At 35.2% G+C, this 17,858-nt stretch carries 12 protein-coding genes; 9 read left to right on the forward strand and 3 right to left on the reverse strand.

The window, feature by feature from the left end; genetic code table 11:
• The first annotated feature begins 49 nt into the window (after positions 1–49).
• Positions 50–2,977: an FAD-binding and (Fe-S)-binding domain-containing protein gene (locus tag DSM00_RS12770; protein ID WP_128758359.1), complete on the forward strand. Its 2,928-nt coding sequence runs from the start codon at positions 50–52 to the stop codon at positions 2,975–2,977.
• Here the strand turns inward: DSM00_RS12770 and DSM00_RS12775 are convergent.
• Positions 2,969–3,745, reverse strand: coding sequence for an aldose epimerase family protein (locus tag DSM00_RS12775; RefSeq protein ID WP_128758360.1), 777 nt, complete (start codon positions 3,743–3,745; stop codon positions 2,969–2,971). The genes DSM00_RS12770 and DSM00_RS12775 overlap by 9 nt on opposite strands.
• Positions 3,746–4,219, reverse strand: coding sequence for a hypothetical protein (locus DSM00_RS12780; protein WP_128758361.1), 474 nt, complete (start codon positions 4,217–4,219; stop codon positions 3,746–3,748). It abuts the gene before it with no gap.
• Positions 4,220–4,349: 130 nt separating this feature from the next.
• On the opposite strand from DSM00_RS12780, the gene DSM00_RS12785 reads away from it, so the two are divergent.
• From DSM00_RS12785 to DSM00_RS12800, 4 genes are all read left to right on the forward strand, one after another.
• Complete coding sequence (locus DSM00_RS12785) at positions 4,350–4,766, forward strand: OsmC family protein (RefSeq protein WP_128758362.1); 417 nt, start codon at positions 4,350–4,352, stop codon at positions 4,764–4,766.
• A gap of 100 nt (positions 4,767–4,866) precedes the next feature.
• Positions 4,867–5,928: a glycosyltransferase family 4 protein gene (locus DSM00_RS12790; RefSeq protein ID WP_128758363.1), complete on the forward strand. Its 1,062-nt coding sequence runs from the start codon at positions 4,867–4,869 to the stop codon at positions 5,926–5,928.
• Positions 5,928–7,073, forward strand: coding sequence for a DegT/DnrJ/EryC1/StrS family aminotransferase (locus DSM00_RS12795; protein WP_128758364.1), 1,146 nt, complete (start codon positions 5,928–5,930; stop codon positions 7,071–7,073). Before DSM00_RS12790 ends, DSM00_RS12795 begins: the two co-directional genes overlap by 1 nt.
• Positions 7,073–8,059: a polysaccharide biosynthesis protein gene (locus tag DSM00_RS12800; RefSeq protein WP_128758365.1), complete on the forward strand. Its 987-nt coding sequence runs from the start codon at positions 7,073–7,075 to the stop codon at positions 8,057–8,059. The genes DSM00_RS12795 and DSM00_RS12800 overlap by 1 nt, the downstream gene beginning before the upstream one ends.
• On the opposite strand, the gene DSM00_RS12805 is transcribed toward DSM00_RS12800, so the two are convergent.
• Complete coding sequence (locus tag DSM00_RS12805) at positions 8,052–8,792, reverse strand: tyrosine-protein phosphatase (protein WP_128758366.1); 741 nt, start codon at positions 8,790–8,792, stop codon at positions 8,052–8,054. The two genes, DSM00_RS12800 and DSM00_RS12805, sit on opposite strands and share 8 nt — an antisense overlap.
• A 78-nt stretch (positions 8,793–8,870) precedes the next feature.
• Here DSM00_RS12805 and DSM00_RS12810 point away from each other — a divergent pair, with 78 nt between their 5' ends.
• The 4 genes from DSM00_RS12810 (at position 8,871) to DSM00_RS12825 (ending at position 17,858) form a co-directional block, all read left to right on the forward strand.
• Positions 8,871–10,217: a capsule assembly Wzi family protein gene (locus DSM00_RS12810; protein ID WP_128758367.1), complete on the forward strand. Its 1,347-nt coding sequence runs from the start codon at positions 8,871–8,873 to the stop codon at positions 10,215–10,217.
• A gap of 62 nt (positions 10,218–10,279) precedes the next feature.
• Positions 10,280–13,093, forward strand: coding sequence for a helix-turn-helix and ligand-binding sensor domain-containing protein (locus DSM00_RS12815; RefSeq protein WP_128758368.1), 2,814 nt, complete (start codon positions 10,280–10,282; stop codon positions 13,091–13,093).
• A gap of 237 nt (positions 13,094–13,330) precedes the next feature.
• Positions 13,331–16,366, forward strand: coding sequence for a SusC/RagA family TonB-linked outer membrane protein (locus DSM00_RS12820; RefSeq protein WP_128758369.1), 3,036 nt, complete (start codon positions 13,331–13,333; stop codon positions 16,364–16,366).
• A gap of 10 nt (positions 16,367–16,376) precedes the next feature.
• Positions 16,377–17,858 carry a RagB/SusD family nutrient uptake outer membrane protein gene (locus tag DSM00_RS12825; protein ID WP_128758370.1) on the forward strand — a complete coding sequence of 494 codons (1,482 nt, stop codon included), beginning with the start codon at positions 16,377–16,379 and terminating at the stop codon, positions 17,856–17,858.

A 17,858-nucleotide genomic window follows, 5' to 3' on the forward strand; every position in this document is an offset into this window, starting at 1 on the left:
TTAGAAAATGTTAATGCCACAAGAAGAGAATAATTGTAACTTTGATTTTATGATTATAGACAATAAAGAAGCATTACAAACATTAAAAGAGTCTTTAGAAGGCGAATTGTTTTTTGACGAGTTGTATAAAAAACTTTACGCTACAGATGCTTCAGTCTATAGAGAATTACCACTAGCTGTAGCTCTTCCTAAAACGGATAAAGATATTCAACAACTTATAGCATTTGCTGCTCAATATAAAATAGGAATTATACCACGTACCGCTGGGACTTCTCTTGCAGGACAATGTGTAGGTTCTGGGATTGTGGTTGATGTTTCTAAGTATTTTACACAAATCATATCTTTTGATAAAAAGAATAAAACGGTTACTGTGCAACCCGGAGTGATTCGGGAGGAATTAAATAGGTATTTGGAGCCTCATGGATTGTTCTTTGCGCCTAATACTTCTACGTCAAATAGATGTATGCTGGGAGGTATGGTAGGTAATAATTCATCTGGGACGACCTCTATTCAATATGGGGTGACCCGAGACAAGGTTCTGTCGTTGAAAACAATCTTAAGTGATGGTTCGCATGTAGAATTTTCAGAGGTTTCTTCGGAAGAATTTAGACAGAAATGCAACTTAAAAACCCTTGAGGGAGCTATTTATAAAGAAACTTATAACGCCTTAAAGTTACCTGAAACGCAACAAAGAATTCTTGATAATTTTCCGAAGCCAGAAATACACCGTAGAAATACAGGTTATGCACTAGATGCACTTATTGAAAGTACCGTTTTTAATTCTGAAAGTAAGCAAGCTTTTAATATGTGTAAACTGCTTGCAGGAAGTGAAGGTACATTAGCATTTACAACAGAAATTACTTTACAATTAGATGATTTACCGCCTGCTGAGGCCATAATGGTTGCTGCACATTTTAAAAGTATAAATGCTTGTCTTGAAGCAGTTGTTCCTGTTATGCACCACAATTTGTATGTGTGCGAAATGATGGATAAAGTAATTCTCGATTGTACTTTAAATAATCGTGAACAGCAAAAAAACCGTTTTTTTATAAATGGTGACCCTGCAGCAATTTTGATGTTGGAAGTTCGTGCTCAAACGCTAGAATTAGCTAGATTAAAGGCTGCAGAGCTTATACAAACACTTGAAGCTTCAAAACTCTGTTATGCATATCCTACTCTTGAAGGTTCTGAAATTAATCAAGCTCTTGAATTGCGCAAAGCGGGATTAGGGCTTCTGGGAAACCTTGTAGGAGACCGCAAAGCGGTTGCTTGTATTGAAGATACGGCTGTTGCGCTTACTGATTTGGCATCGTATATCAAAGAGTTTACCGCATTGATGGAAGGGTTTAAGCAAGACGCTGTATATTATGCTCATGTTGGTGCTGGAGAAATTCATCTGAGGCCTATTTTAAACATAAAGAAGAGTACCGATGTGGTGCTGTTTAGAGAAATAACCACAGCGGTTGCAAATTTAGTAAAGAAATATAGAGGCTCTATGAGCGGTGAGCACGGCGATGGTCTTGTGCGCGGAGAGTTTGTAAAGTTTATGATAGGTAGAGCCAACTATGAGATCTTAATTCATCTAAAAAATACTTTTGATCCATTAGCATTGTTTAATCCGGGTAAGGTAATTAATGCTAAACGTATGGATGAACAATTACGTTATGAGGTAGATCGAGAAGAGCCTGAAATTGATACTTTATTAAATTTTGATGACTCTCAGGGTATTTTGCGTGCAACAGAACAATGTAATGGAAGTGGAGACTGTCGCAAGTTGCCGGAAGCCGGCGGAACGATGTGCCCAAGTTACAGAGCAACGCGTAATGAAAAAGATTCTACTCGGGGTAGGGCAAATACACTTCGCGAGTTTTTAACTCATTCTGAGCGTAAAAATAATTTTAATCATAAAGAACTTAAAGAAGTTTTTGACCTGTGTTTAAGTTGTAAAGCTTGTGCTAGCGAATGTCCAAGTAATGTAGATGTTGCTACGCTAAAGGCAGAATTTGAATATCAATATAAAAAAGAAAACGGAAGTTCGTTACGTACACGCGCATTTGCATTTAATGCTCATTTAAATAGATTTGCTTCAGTAGTTCCCGGAATTACGAACACCCTCTATAAATCAAAACTTGCAGGGGGTTTTATAAGAAAGACGCTAGAGGTAGCGCCAGAACGAAGTCTTCCGCCTTTGGCGAAAAAGACGTTGCGGGCACGATTCAAAAAATTGAGCGCCTTCAATCCTAAAAATCCGATTAAAACAGTTTATTTATTTGCAGACGAATTCACGAATTTTCTTGATGCTGCTATAGGTGAAGATGCTATTATCTTACTGCAGCGGCTTAATTATGAGGTGCGTATAATTGCACACGCAGAGAGTGCCCGATCTTTAATATCTAAGGGTTTTTTAAAACAAGCTCGTAAAATAGCCCGTAAAAATATCAACACTTTTAAAAACCTTATAGATGAAGATCACCCTTTAATAGGAATTGAACCTTCTGCAATTCTAGGTTTTAGAGATGAATATATACGCCTGGCTAATGATAGCGCAGAAGCTAAAATTCTCGCGAAAAATACTTTCATAATCGACGAATTTTTAAGTTCAGAAGTTAAGTTAGGTAATATAATATCTAGCTCATTTACTACCGAAGCTCGAAAAATTAAAATTCACGGTCATTGCCATCAAAAGGCCTTGAGTGGGATTGAGCATACTTTTGCAATTCTCAATTTGCCGCAGAATTATACACCTACAATTATACCATCTGGATGTTGTGGAATGGCGGGTTCTTTTGGTTACGAGAAAGAACATTATGCATTAAGTATGCAAATAGGAGAGCAAACCTTATTTCCTGCGGTGCGAAAAGCGCCTCTAGAGACATTAATCGCTGCTCCGGGAACAAGTTGCAGGCATCAAATTAAAGACGGAACGCAACGCGAGGCGATACATCCCGTCTCTATTTTAAAACAAGCATTAATCTAAATCTAATACTACTTTAAATATACTTTCGGTGTTTCCGAGGGTCATAAAACCAGTGTGAAGATCTTTCTGATCCACGGCGTAGGGATAAAAGCTTACCGGCTCAATACACACCATATTAGTAACCTCAGTCCAAAGCATAAAATTGCCAAAACCTTCTGAAGTTATGCTGATTGTTTTTTTATCTTCTAAAGTGATTTTAGTGGTGTCGGGTACTTGATAAGCTCTGCTGCCTACGGCCAGAATTTTATCTAAAGTAATGTCCTTAGTTGGAGTTTTAATAAGTGGTTCTGGACTCTGAACATTAAACGCCGGATGATATCCTAACATAAAAGGCATACCTTCTTCTCCGTTAATTATAAATTCAATTTTAAGTTTATTTTCAATAAGAGTAAACTGCTTTTTAAAACTGAAATCATAAGGCCAGGAAAGATGCTCCTCAGTAGATTTAGCAGGAAATTTTGAATTTTTCACCTGCGTATTTGCTAGATATTTTTTTTCGAAGATTGCAGAAGTTTCTGTCGATTCTACTTGCTTGTAAGTTAGTTCCCGTAACAACCCATGCTGATCTTGAATAGCAAAACCTCGAGGGGTATTAACTTTAAAATCGGCTTTATCTGTAGGGCCTATTATAGGAAACATTTCGGTGTCTGAGCTACGCCATCCCGGAGTTCCTTTCTGGTGGATGTACTCATAGTTATCCTTTGTGAAGCTAACAAGTTCACCTTCATCAATTTTTACTTTTAGGTTATTTAAATTTAGATGTACCATTTAATTTAGATTTTCTAGTGCGTTATAATAATCAAGTTGCAAATCTTCGTGAAGCCCTTCGATCTTCTTGGTTATATATTCAACTTGGCGTAAATATAAATTCCTCAATGTATTGTTGTTACGTATACTGGGTTCAAAACCGTTCATCTGCTCGCAGAAGTAGATTAAGAGTTGAACTTCGGTTTCCTTATTACCCGAGTAGCGAATGTATTTCTTAGTCTCTTTTAGAATTTTACGTATCGCTTTTTTCAGCCAATAGTAATTTTTTGAATTCGCTGCTGCAAATTGTTCCGCAATTAACTCTTTAATTGAATCTACATAACCCGCTTCATAGTCTGATTCAAACAAGAGGTAGGTAAGTAATTCCTTATTTTCTTTTTTGAAACGAGACAGCTTCAAACAAAGTTGCAAGAGTTCATCAGTGTCTTTATGCTTAAGTTCTTTTTTAAGTTGAGTTACGGTAGCTGTCTTCATAGATGCAATTTATGAAAATTGCTGTTAAGGCCTGTTAATACTGGCGTTTCAAAAGCTAAATTATCTTTAAAATGTTGGGAGAGTGCAGTCATATGACTAGTTTTAGTATAAATAATATAAAAATGACAATATGAAATTTTCAAGAAATGCATCTGCAAACTGGAAAGGAAAAATAAAAGAAGGTCAAGGAACTATATCTACAGAAAGTACGGTACTCGATGAAGCAAAATATGCTTTTGGTACCCGCTTTGAAGATGGAAAAGGAACAAATCCTGAAGAACTTCTAGGTGCTGCTCACGCAGGATGTTTTACGATGCAACTCTCCGCATTTTTAGGTGCGGAGGATTATACAGCAGATAATTTACACACAGATGCGAAGGTTACTTTTGAAGATGGGGAAGTAACAAAAGTACATTTAACTCTAAAAGGTAAAGTGCCAGGAATTAGTGAAGAAGAATTCGTAAAAATAGCTAACAAAGCTAAAGAAAACTGTCCTGTTTCGAAATTATTTAAAGCAGCAATTAGTCTTGATGCGACACTAGATTAAGAACCGTAACGATAAGTGAAAAAAAACCGCCGGAAGGCGGTTTTTTTATGTGTCACTGTCAACATTTGAAAAGTGTATATTTGAAGCATAAAACAGTTTTGTGCCTTCAATAATTAACTTCTTTCTTCCGGCATTAATAGCTTTTGCGGCTACTTATGGTATTGGTAAGATTTTACTAAAACCCGCTTTTGCTCGATATTTTATTGAAGAACCTGGTGGAAACAAGTTACATCGCAATCCTGTTCCTGCATCTGGCGGTATAGCTTTGTTTATAGGAATTTTATTTACAGCCCTTTTATTTGAAGGATCTCTGTTATTTCAGAATTACTTTTATATTCTTCTAGCGTTTGTTTTACTATTTCTTCTTGGGTTTATAGATGACTTAAAACCCTTAGGATGGATGGTCAAGTTGGGTGCCCAATTAATTCTGATAATAGGCGTAGTTTTACTCGCAGATTTACGCATAGAATCTGTTTTGCTGGATTATTCATTTTTTAAAATCCCATATACATCGAGTGTTTTCTTAAGTGTTAGTGTGTTAATCTTCTTTGTTAACGCCTTTAATTTTATCGACGGAATAGATGGACTAGCTACAACCGTTGCACTAATATTTATATTAGGCTTGATGTATTTTAGGATTCCATTTTCTCCAATTTTTTTAATGTGCACAGGAGCTGCACTGTTTGCTTTTACAAGATTGAATAAATCTCCTGCTAAAATTTTTATGGGAGACAGTGGTTCTTTAAGTATCGGATTTTTATGCGCTACCCTCTTTATTTTGTTTTGTGAAGGAGATGTTCATGTATCAAGTACCAATTTATATAGTGACCAGCTGCGACTGCCCATTGCCTTGACATTGTTCTGGTATCCTATTTTTGATACACTGCGGATTTTAATAATTCGTCTTTCAAGCGGTAAATCTTTATTTAAAAGAGATAAAAAACATAGTTATTCGTTGCTTTTAAGGGTAGGCTACAGTCATAATAAAATTGTTATTGTTGTTGTGGTTTTAACTATCTGCCAACTTGCAATTTGTTTATTAGTGGCGCCTCGGGTAGGTTTAATTTATTATTTTATGTTTCAAGTTGTAATTTGGTTGGGATTACATGGAATGCTTTTGTACATAGTGCAAAATCATAAGAAGATTTCAAATAATAGCTAATGGAAAATTTACCTCGCATAGGACTGGCATTACCGGAAATTAGCCCGGATGATATAGCTTATGTAACGCGAGCAATGACAGAAAACTGGATTACCACAGGAGGTCCTTTTGTGAATGAGTTTGAGAATGATTTAAAAGCCTATTTAGATACATCTAATGACATTCTAGCTCTTAATTCAGGTACATCTGCATTGCATCTTGCATTAACAGTGGCCGGAGTTAAAGAGGGAGATTTTATTTTGTGCCAGACCATGAGCTATGTGGCAACAGCTAATCCAATTCAGTATTTAAAGGCAAAACCGATATTTATAGATAGCGAAACAGATACGTATAATATTTGTCCTGAGGCTTTAGAAGAAGCTATTTTAGATTGTATTAAAATTGGGCAGATGCCTAAGGCGCTTATCCTGGTTCATTCCTTCGGAATACCTTGTAAAATAAACGAACTCACAACTATTGCCCGTAATTACGAAATCCCGATTATTGAAGATGCTGCTGAGGCACTAGGAAGTTATTATGATGATCAAAAATGTGGCAGTTTTGGTGATTTTAGTGTTTTTTCATTCAATGGAAATAAAATTCTTACTGCAGGTAGTGGAGGAGCACTTATTTGTAGGTCTGATGGTGATGCCCAACGTGCACGACATTTAGCGAGTCAGGCAAAATCGTTGGCTTTTGGTTTTGAGCATGATGCAGTAGGCTATAATTATGTGATGCCTGGATTAAATGCTGCATTAGGCACAAGTCAACTAGGAAATTTGGAATCTAAGTTAGTCTCAAAAAATAAAATAAATGCTTTTTATAAAGAGTTATTCAAGGAGATTGAAGGTGTGACTTTTATTGAAACATCAAGTACTCGCATTAAATCTAATCATTGGTTAAATGTTATTTGTTTTGATAATTTATGTGTCAATCACAAAACGCCACAAGGATTATTAGAGTATTTATATTCTAAAAATATTGAGTCACGCTTTCTTTGGAAGCCACTTCATCTACAACACATTTATACAAATCAAAGCTATTATGGCGCCACAGTTGCTGAAGATTTGTGGAAATCAGGACTTTGCTTACCTTCAGGAACTGGAATGAGCGATGAGGATTTAGACCGGATTGAATCAGCTCTTAAAGATTATTTTAAAGTATAATGGATTACTATTCTGAAGTCATATTAATTACGGGAGCTGCAGGAAGTATTGGCAAAGAGCTTACTCTTAATTTTTTGGCGGTTAATGATGTTCAGCTTGTTCTTGTCGATATTTCAGAAATTGGCATGTTTCAGTTACTTGAAGAAATAAATATTAAATATCCCAAGTTAGCTGTAAACTATTTTATAGAAAGTATAAGTAATAAAGAGTTTGTGCAATACTTGTTTAAAGAATTTAGTTTTAAACGTGTATTTCACGCAGCAGCCTACAAGCACGTGGCTTTAATGGAAGCAAATCCTTGCTCTGCGATTGTATCTAATATTTACGGAGCTCAACTCATTATTGATTATTCAATTATAAATAATGTTTCCCAGCTTGTTATTATATCAACTGATAAAGCAGTGAAGCCTATAAATACTATGGGACGAACAAAGAATGTGATCGAGAAATATGCAGGGTTAAGATCTGAAGAATCTCATAAAACTAATTTGATTGTTCTTCGACTATGTAATATTTATAGTTCTTCGGGATCTGTAGTTCCTATTTTTAAAAGTAGAATAGCCCAAAATCTACCGTTGATTATTAAAGATTCAAAGCTGATTCGCAGTTTTATTAAACCTAAGGAGGTAAGGAATATATTCAATTATATTTTTCACAATTCAAACTTAAAGGGTATTTATATTCCTAACAATTCGAATGAGATTTTTATTCAAAAAATAGCCAGCAAAGTACTTAAAGGGTCAAATAAAGATGCAACTGTCTATCCCATAGTCTATACATATCTACCTGAAGACGAGAAGTTGAAAGAAGAATTGCTTAATACGAATGAATATAGAATTAAACTAACAAATGCTCCGGTTGATTTGTTAGATACCTATAAGCCTACATCGTTAAACACGGTATTACTTGAAGAATGTATTCAGGATGCAAAAATGTATCAAATTGATAGTTCTATTGAGAAGCTAATACTACTTTCCTCTAACTAAAGAAAATAGTATTAGTATTTGAAATTATGCGGTCTATTGCTAATTCGTATTTACCAGCATATTTGACATTTTTCAATCCTTCTATATGACGCATATGATGAGTGTCTGTACCAAGAAACTCATATTTACCATCGGTAAGAAGCTGTTGCGCAATTTTCGCAATACCTGGACCGTAATATCCTCCTATTGAAAGAGCATTAAGCTGAAATTTACAAATTGACGCTAGGTCATTATAAATATCATAGGTTTTATGATAAAAAGCATATCGTTCGGGATGTGCAAGTACCGGAATGAATCCTGCATTACCTAATTTAAACAGAATCTCTCGGAGATTGATAGGAGGTTGTAAATAAGACATTTCTACCAAGACATAATTGTCTTTGAGAGGAAGAATCTTCTTTTCATCAATTAAGTTTGCAAAAGAAGAATCCATCATATATTCTGAAGAAGCTTTAATTGTAAAGTCCTTTTGATTATTTTGAATAAGGAAATCTTCAAGTTCTTGTTTAGCAGCTAATATAGTATCAGGCGTATTGGGATAATAATCACTGATGGTATGCGGAGTACAAATTAAATTTGTAATACCTAATTCTTTAAAATTGCTTAGAAGTTTTAGAGAATCTTCGGCAGTTTTAGCTCCATCATCAATTCCGGGTAGTATATGATTATGAATATCTGTAAATTCGCCGAGCTTTGAAGCCAAGAATTTCTTAGAATTGAATATAGAGAACATATTTCTTTATTTTCGGCAAAAATAAACAATACAATCAGTTAAAGCTTGCACTTAACAGAGCTTTAAAATAAAATAAATATGATCAAGAAAATAGTCATTATCAGTCTTCTGTTAAGCTCAGCCTTAGTTGATGCTCAAGATAGTTTAGTTTCTTCAATAGAAACTAGAGGAATGTTGTCATCTGGAGATACAAAACCATTCTGGTTTTATGCGAACCAGAATGGCCGAGTAGATTCAAAATCAAATTTCATGACATTGGCTGCAGTAAAATATGCCAATTCGTTCAATGAATCTAATGCTTTGGAAGTAGGTGGTGGATTGTTATATAATGATGGATTGTATGAAGATATTAAGATAGATGAGCTCTATGCGAAGTATACTTGGAAAATAGTTGAAGCAAGTGCGGGTATTAAGCATAGAGATGAAAAGTTAAAAGGTATTTCAAGTGTAGGCGGAGATATTATCTGGAGTAACAATGCTAGAGCACTTCCTGGATTGTATATTGAAATGACAGAGCCAATAAAAATATTTAAGTGGCTTCAAGCTAAGGGAACATTTGGTCATTATTATCTTGGTGATGATCGTGTAGTCAAAAATGCACAAGTTCATCATAAAAGTCTAGAGTTAGCATTAGTATTTTCGCCGGGCGATCGATTATCTGGTAGTATGAAGCATTATGTGCAATTTGGCGGTACTTCTCCAAGATATGGGAAACAACCAAGTAGTTTTAGAAACTATATAGATGTATTTTTTGGTCAAGGTTCAAGTACAAACGATGCTTTTGAAGGGGATCAAATAAACTCTTTAGGAAATGGTTTGGGATCTTATGAGTTAGCTTATGATTTAACTCGAGAAAATTATTATTTGCGTTTATATCATCAGTCGTTATTTGAAGACACGTCGGGCATTGAATTAAGTAATTTTCCCGATGGAGTTTGGGGAGCATATTTAGAACCAGCAAATTCAAAATATATCGATGCTATAGTTTATGAATATGTGCAGACAGTATCCCAGAGTGGAAGGTTTATGCTTAATGGTGATATTGGCAGATTCAGTGGTGGTGACAGTTACTTTTGGAATGGCATATACAATACGGGATGGCAATATGAGAATCAGATTATAGGTTTACCATTTATACTTCCGGGCGAATTTGGAAGACGCTTTAAAAATGATCGCAGTTTTGTACATCACCTCGGTATTACTGGTGCATTGGGAGAATTTAAATATAAGGCTAAAGGAACATATGTGAAAAACTTAGGAACTTATAATGACCCTTACCCGAAGTCTGAACAAGCAGTTTATTCATTTTTAGAAATAGAATATCCTACTCAATATGGAAATTTCACAGGTCTTTTTGCTATAGATTATAGTAATCTGACCAAAGAAAACTTAGGATTGGGTTTAAAATATTATTATTCGTTTTAGTCACTGGCACTTATCTTATAGATTTAAGGATTTAAGTATATTGCTTAAAACTACTTTATCTATTGAGAATTAATTTCAATACCTTTTGTGCCTTTATTTTCCTAACATTTAAATTTTTAAATGCTCAGGAACTACCTCCTATATTCAATTTTTCACCAGATTCCTATAGAGCAGAGAATCAGAATTGGTCTATTGATCAAGCCGAATCCGGTTATATATATGTAGCAAACAATAGTGGTTTACTCGAATATGATGGAGCAAAATGGCGAGTATATTCATCTCCAAATCGAACTATTATTCGTTCGGTTAAGGTAGTAAGTGATCGCATATATACAGGAAGTTATATGCAATTTGGTTATTGGCAATCTGACTCTAGCGGCAAACTTACTTACAATTCGCTAAGTGACAATCTGGAGTTGCCTTTACAAGAAGATGAACAATTCTGGAATATTTTACCTTTAGATCGATGGGTTTTGTTTCAATCTTTAAATAGAATATACATTTATGATACGCGGTCTAAAACATTTGAAATAATATATAGTGATGCTACAATTAGTAAATCTGTAGTAGTTGGTGGCAAGATCTACTTTCAAAGTATTGGGGAAGGATTATTCACAATATTGAATGGAAAAAAAGACCTAATTTCTAATGCTTCGGTATTCAAAAATAAATTATTAGTTACCTTATTTAAATCGGAAACAGACCTAGTTTCAGTAACACAGAACTCCGGATTTTTTACGATTCAGGATGGAATTACAGAGCCTTTGGTACTGCCTGCCAGTCCAGAACTATCAGAGAAAACAATTTATAGCGCGAAACAGCTAAAGGATAAATCCCTCATAGTCGGAACCATATCTGATGGAGTATATCATTTAACAAGTAACGGTACTATTCAATATCATATCAATCAAGATGCCGGATTGTTCAACAACACTGTTTTAAGCATTAATGAAGATAGAGATAGTAATGTGTGGCTAGGGTTAGATCGCGGTATTGCGCTAATTAACAATAACTCTCCATATGCTGTTTATAAGGATAATAGTGGCGATATTGGTGCAGTTTATTGTGCAGCAGTAAAAGATTCATTACTGTATTTAGGAACTAATCAAGGTTTATTTTACAGACCTTTAAACAACACGAACCAACCTTTTACCTTAATTCCTAATACTAAAGGGCAAGTTTGGTTTCTTGATATTTTGGGAAACGATCTTCTATGTGGTCATCACGAAGGCACTTTTTTAGTAAAGGGAAATCAAGTTAAATCAGTTTCCGAAATTCAAGGTGTTTGGAAAATTATGTGGCTAGATGCCAAGCGTGGACTCGCTCTCCAAGGTAATTATAGTGGTCTTTATATTTTAGAAAACAAAAATGACTATTGGACCGTTCGAAATAAAATTGATGGATTTGATATTTCAAGTAGATATTTTGGTTTTATCAACCCTAATACACTATACATAAATCACGAGTATAAGGGGGTATTCAGACTAAAAATAGATACTAATTATCAGAAAGTAGTAGAACAACGACTCGTAAAGGACTTAGGAAAAGGAGAGAAATCGGGTATCTTAAATTATGATGGTAAGCTGTTATACACGTCAGAAAATGGAATTTTCAAATTAGATAGTGCAAAAAAAATATTTGAAAGAGAGGAGACTTTAAGCCTTGGTTCCTATAAAAACGGTAACTATTTAAGTGGAAAACTTACCTATGATGAACCGCATAAAAAATTGTGGGGTTTTAATACTGAAGAGATTTATTATATCGAACCGGGAGCTGTAGGTATAGAGCCAAAAATAACTCACATATCATTTCCCTCCACTAAAAGACAAGATGTAACAGGTTTTGAAAACATCACATTCTTAGAAAATAATCGTTATTTAATAGGTAATTCCTCGGGTTATACAATTTTAAACCTTGATAAAAAGGAACCTTCAAACTACGATGTTACAATACGTTCTATTCAAAACGGAAGTTTAGATAAAGAGCTGCGGCTGGTAGAACTAGATAAAGATCAAGTTTTTAATTACAAAGAGAATAACTTAATTATTGATTATAGTGTAGCCACCTACGATATATTTAAAACTGTAAATTATCAATACCGCCTTTCTGGTTTATATGAACAATGGAGCTCTTGGAGTACAAAATCTCAAGTAGCTTTTGAAAATTTACCTTCCGGCAATTATACCTTTGAAGTAAGAGCAAGAATTGGAGATGAATTAATAGACAATACCGCAAACTTTGTTTTTACAGTTAAGAGACCTTGGTATTTATCGGTACTAATGCTTGTTATTTATCTTATTCTATTGTTAGCGTTGTTTGTTGCTATTCATTTTTTTAATAGACGATACTATAAAAAGCAAAAAGAGCGTTTAATTGAAATTAATACGCGTAAGATCGAACTTTCAAAATACGAAAGTGAGCGCAAAATAATGCAATTAGAAAACGAGAAATTGCTTCAAGATGTTGAAAGTAAAAATAGAGAGCTCGCAGCTTCAACAATGAGTATTGTTAAGAAAAATGAACTTCTCAACACCATTAAAAAAGAATTGTTAGCTTCAGATAATGAAGAAGAATCTAAGTCAGTAATAAAAATTCTTGATAAAAATCTGAATCCAAAAAAGGATTGGGAATTATTTAGTCAGGCTTTCAATAATACCGATAAAGATTTTCTAAAGAAAATTAAGAGCAAGCATTCAAAATTGACACCTAATGATTTGAAACTTTGTGCGTATTTAAGACTTAATTTATCTTCTAAAGAAATTGCTCCTTTGTTAAATATTTCGGTTAGAAGTGTTGAAATAAAAAGATACCGACTTCGTAAAAAATTAAACTTAGAACATGAAGATGGGCTCGTAGAGTATATACTTTCGATTTAATTCACCTCTACAATTCCTAAAAACACCTATACAACACCTATACGAAAACGATAGTAATTGTTTAATTAAGTATTAATTTACGTTTATTCTAATTTTTATATAGGGTCTTATCGCCTTCTAGCGCACACGTTTTCGTTAAGTTTTGACGAGCTGTGAAATTCTGTATATTTTTTGTTGAGGTGGTTTTTTTTGAACCCTTCAAATCGTGAGGTAGCTTTGATTTCAAACTAATTATATATGAAATCAATTTTATCTTTAATCTTATTTGGGTTTTTAAGCCTGACTGTTCTTAGTCAGACTAATTCTCAGATACGCATTTCTGGTACCGTTTCTGATCCTTCGGGAATGCCTTTACCAGGGGTTAATGTACTTATTAAAGGAACAAACAGGGGAACGACAACAAATTTTGATGGACTTTTTGTCATCGAGACAGAATCAAATAGCACTTTGCAATTCTCTTATTTGGGTTTCCTTACTAATGAGCGTTTAGTTCAAACTTCTACAGATTTGAGTATAACACTAGAAGAAGATGCTAGTACGCTTGACGAAGTTGTAGTCGTAGGTTATGGAACTCAAACGAAGAAAGAAATTACGGGAGCAGTAAGCGTAGTAAGTTCTGAGAGTATTGAAGAGCAGAATCCTGTACGCATTGAACAGGCTTTACAAGGTCGCGTAGCCGGTGTAAATATTAGCTCAACTTCTGGTTCACCAGGTAGTGCATCTACAATTTCGATACGCGGGATATCAACTAATGGGGATAATAGACCGTTAATACTTGTTGACGGAGCGGTTATTGAAGATTTAAGTGTTATAAATCCTAATGATATCGAAAGCATTAATGTACTTAAGGATGCTACAGCAGGTATTTATGGAGTTAGAGCAGCAAATGGGGTAATATTAATAACTACTAAAGGTGGACGTAAAAACACAGACCTTCGTGTAGATCTTGATTCTTATGTAGGCTTACAAGAAACGAGTAGAAAACTTCCTGTATTAGATGCCACTGAATATGGTGCTATTATTAATGAGGCATATGCTGCCGGAAACCAAGCGCCTCCTTTTCCTAATTTGGCAATTTTGGGTTCAGGAACAAACTGGCAAGATGAGGTTTTTAGACAAGCTTTACTTTCAGATGTTAACGCAACAATTTACGGTGGTGGTGAGAAGTCAGCTTACTCAATAGGTGCCGGTTATCTCGATCAAGATGGAATCGTAGGTGGTGGAGCAGTAAATTTTAATCGTTTTACAGGGAGAGGTAGTTATGATTTAGATCTTCTAGATAATTTAAAATTAACTACAACCGCTATATATACAAATTCTAACCGAAGTACTTTATCAGAAAATGCTTTAGGATCTGTGCTTTTCAATGCAGTGAATATGGCGCCTACATTTTCTGTTAGAGATGCAAATGGTAATTATACCCTAGCTACTGGTTTAGGAAATGAAGTAATAAATCCTTTAGCTCAAATTGAAAATACTTTTAATGGGACAGTTGTAGATAAAGTTACGGGTACCGTAGGATTAGCATATGATTTTCTTGATCATTTTACAATTGAATCCAGATACCAGTTTAATTATTCTGAGGTTCATAATACTAGTTTTCTTCCTAGTGGGCTTAATTTTGGAGATGGAAAAGTATTTAATAATCTTGGTGATAGTCAGTATTTTGTAAATAATAGTTTCTTTCGGGATTATACTTTTGATAATTTTCTTACTTATAAAAACACCTTTGGTGATGATCACAATCTTACCGCTTTGTTGGGAATGTCTGTTTTTAAAACGACAGGCGAGTTTTATAATTTTACAGGAAGAGGTATTGTAAGTCCTACCTATGAAGGAGCTTCCCTTGAGGGCGCAGAAGAGTTAATTGACGCAAGAGATGTAAACGGAGCTAATGAATTTGATCAACGACTTCTTTCCTATTTTACACGGGTTCAATATAACTACAAACAACGCTATCTATTTTCTGCTGTTTTAAGACGTGATGGCTCATCAAATTTTGGTCCAAGAAATAAGTTTGGATATTTTCCATCTGCATCCTTAGGATGGGTTGTAAGTGATGAGGCCTTTTATGGTACTAGTGATGTACTAGATTTTCTAAAGCTGAGAGCGAGTTATGGTATTTTGGGTAATGATAGAATTGGCGCTTTTGGTTATGTTTCTACTTTAAATGCTGAAGGAACTTATGTTTTTAATAACGAACTCGTTTATGGGGTGGCCGCTGGGCAGTTATCTAACCCAGAGATTAAATGGGAACGACAAAAAACCTTTGATGTAGGTTTTGATGCAAGACTCTTTAATTCTGCAATTGATCTTACGGTTGATTATTTTAAACGAAGAACAGACGATTTATTACTTATACCTCAGGTTTCAGGAATTTTGGGTGTATCTGCTCCCGGTGCTGGCGCTCCTATAGTTAATGCGGGAAGCGTAGAAAATAGTGGATTAGAATTCTCACTTTCTTATAGCAAATCCTTTAATGATGATGCAGGATTCAATATGAGTTATAATTTTACGACACTCAAAAACGAAGTTATCGCTGTAGGTAATGAAAGCGGTTTCATACCTGGAGGTAGTTTTGGTTTTGGTCAGGAAGCGCCCGCTCGTATGGAAGCCGGTTTCCCAATAGGTTACTTTTATGGTCTTCAAACAAATGGCATTTTTCAGTCTCAGGCTGAAGTAGATGCTCACGCTACGCAAACAGATGCAACACTTGGTGATCTGCGCTATGTAGATCAAAACGAAGATGGAGTAATAAATGGAGATGATCGTGTAAATCTGGGCGATCCAATTCCAGATATAACAATGGGGCTCAATCTTGGTTTTAACTACAAGAATTTTGATTTTACCGCCTACGCATTTGCTTCAATCGGAAATGATATAATACGTGCATACGACCGCAATCAAAACCTCACTAACAAGACAAATTATGTGTTGGATCGTTGGACAGGTGTAGGATCCACAAATTCGTTTCCACGAGTTACTACAGGACCTAATTCTAATCTACTCTTTTCAGATTTTTATGTTGAAGATGGGTCTTACCTACGACTGCAAAATGTGCAACTGGGTTACAGTTTAGGTAATGAGGTACTTGATCAATTAGGTATAAGAAAACTACGCTTTTACTTAGCGGTATCTAATCTATTTACACTTACCGAGTACAACGGCTACGATCCCTCTGCATCATCTGGAGCTCCCATAGGAGGAGGTATAGATCAAGGATTCTATCCCGTGCCACGTGTTTATACAGCAGGAATGAACTTCAAATTTTAATCGATTAGCAATGAGAAATTTAAATATAAAATTAATACTAATTGCCTCAGTAATTACCGCAACATTTTTTATGAGTTGCAGTGATGATTTTGTCGATGTTGATCCTACAAATGAGAACTCTGAAGATTATTTTAATTCAGAAGAAGATTATCAATTAGCATTAGTAGGAGCTTACGATTTATTACAAGCAACCTATCTCAATGTGATGGTTGGAGAGATTGCCTCAGACAATACCCTTGCGGGAGGGGAGAGTGCAACAGATACTCCGGGAATTCAAGAAATAGATAATATGACTCATGGCACTATAAATCAGCAATTGCGAGATATATGGGGTTGGATGTTTTCGGGTGTTAACCGGGCAAATTATATTTTAGAGTTTCAGGATAAAACCGATTTTAATGGAAAAGAGCAAATTATAGCGCAAGCGCGTTTTTTAAGAGCATACTATTATTTTGAATTGGTTAAATGGTTTGGTGATGTACCCTTAGCAGTTGACCAGCGTCTACTTTTTGGAGATCAGTTTAATGCAGAGCGCACTCCTAAAGCCGAAGTTTATAATCAAATTGAACTTGATTTAATTTTTGCTGCGGAAACACTTCCGGCAACTCAAGCAGAAAATGGTAGGATTACTAGTGGTGCGGCAAGAGCACTCTTAGGAAAGGCTTATTTATATCAAAATAAATTTACTGAAGCTGCTGCAGCATTTGATCTCGTTATAGCAGGTCCTTATGATTTGGTTACAGACTATGCTACAATTTTTGAACAAGAAGGCGAGAATAGTGTTGAATCGGTTTTTGAAGTACAATACACAGATAAAGAAGGTGCTGGTTTTGGATGTTTACAGTGTAGTGAAGGTAATGTGGCTGTAGGTTTTAATGGAATCCGTAATTATTCAGGTCCGCAATTTGACTCGGGATTTAGCTTTAATGTCCCGGTTCAAGAGGTTTATGAAGCTTTTGAACCTGGAGATTCCAGAAGAGATGTAGCTATCTTAAATATTGTAGAATTTGCCGCTGCCAATGGTGCAACTTATAATGAAGGTTTTGAGCATACAGGCTTTTATAATAAAAAATATATAGCTCGTAAAGGAGATGCTAATATAGGAGATGCCGCACTTACAAATCCTAATAATTACCGTTCAATACGATTTGCCGATGTTTTATTAATGGCTGCAGAAGCGCATAATCGCAAGGCAACTCCTAATGATGCCCTTGCTCAAGAATACTTAAATAGAGTTCGCAGACGCGCATTTGGAGATACTAATCACGATATAACTGCTACGGGAGCAGCTCTTACAGATTTTATATACGATGAGAGGAGGCTTGAACTTGTAGGTGAAGGACATCGGTTTTTTGATTTGGTACGTACTGGAAGAGCAGCTCAAAATATTCCCGGATTTACAACCGGTAAAAACGAATTATTCCCTATTCCTGCTATAGAAATTCAGCTTGCAGGTAACCGTTGGGAACAAAATCAAGGATATACAAACTAA

Source organism: Leeuwenhoekiella aequorea (assembly GCF_004104375.1).
Taxonomy (GTDB): Bacteria; Bacteroidota; Bacteroidia; order Flavobacteriales; family Flavobacteriaceae; genus Leeuwenhoekiella; species Leeuwenhoekiella aequorea.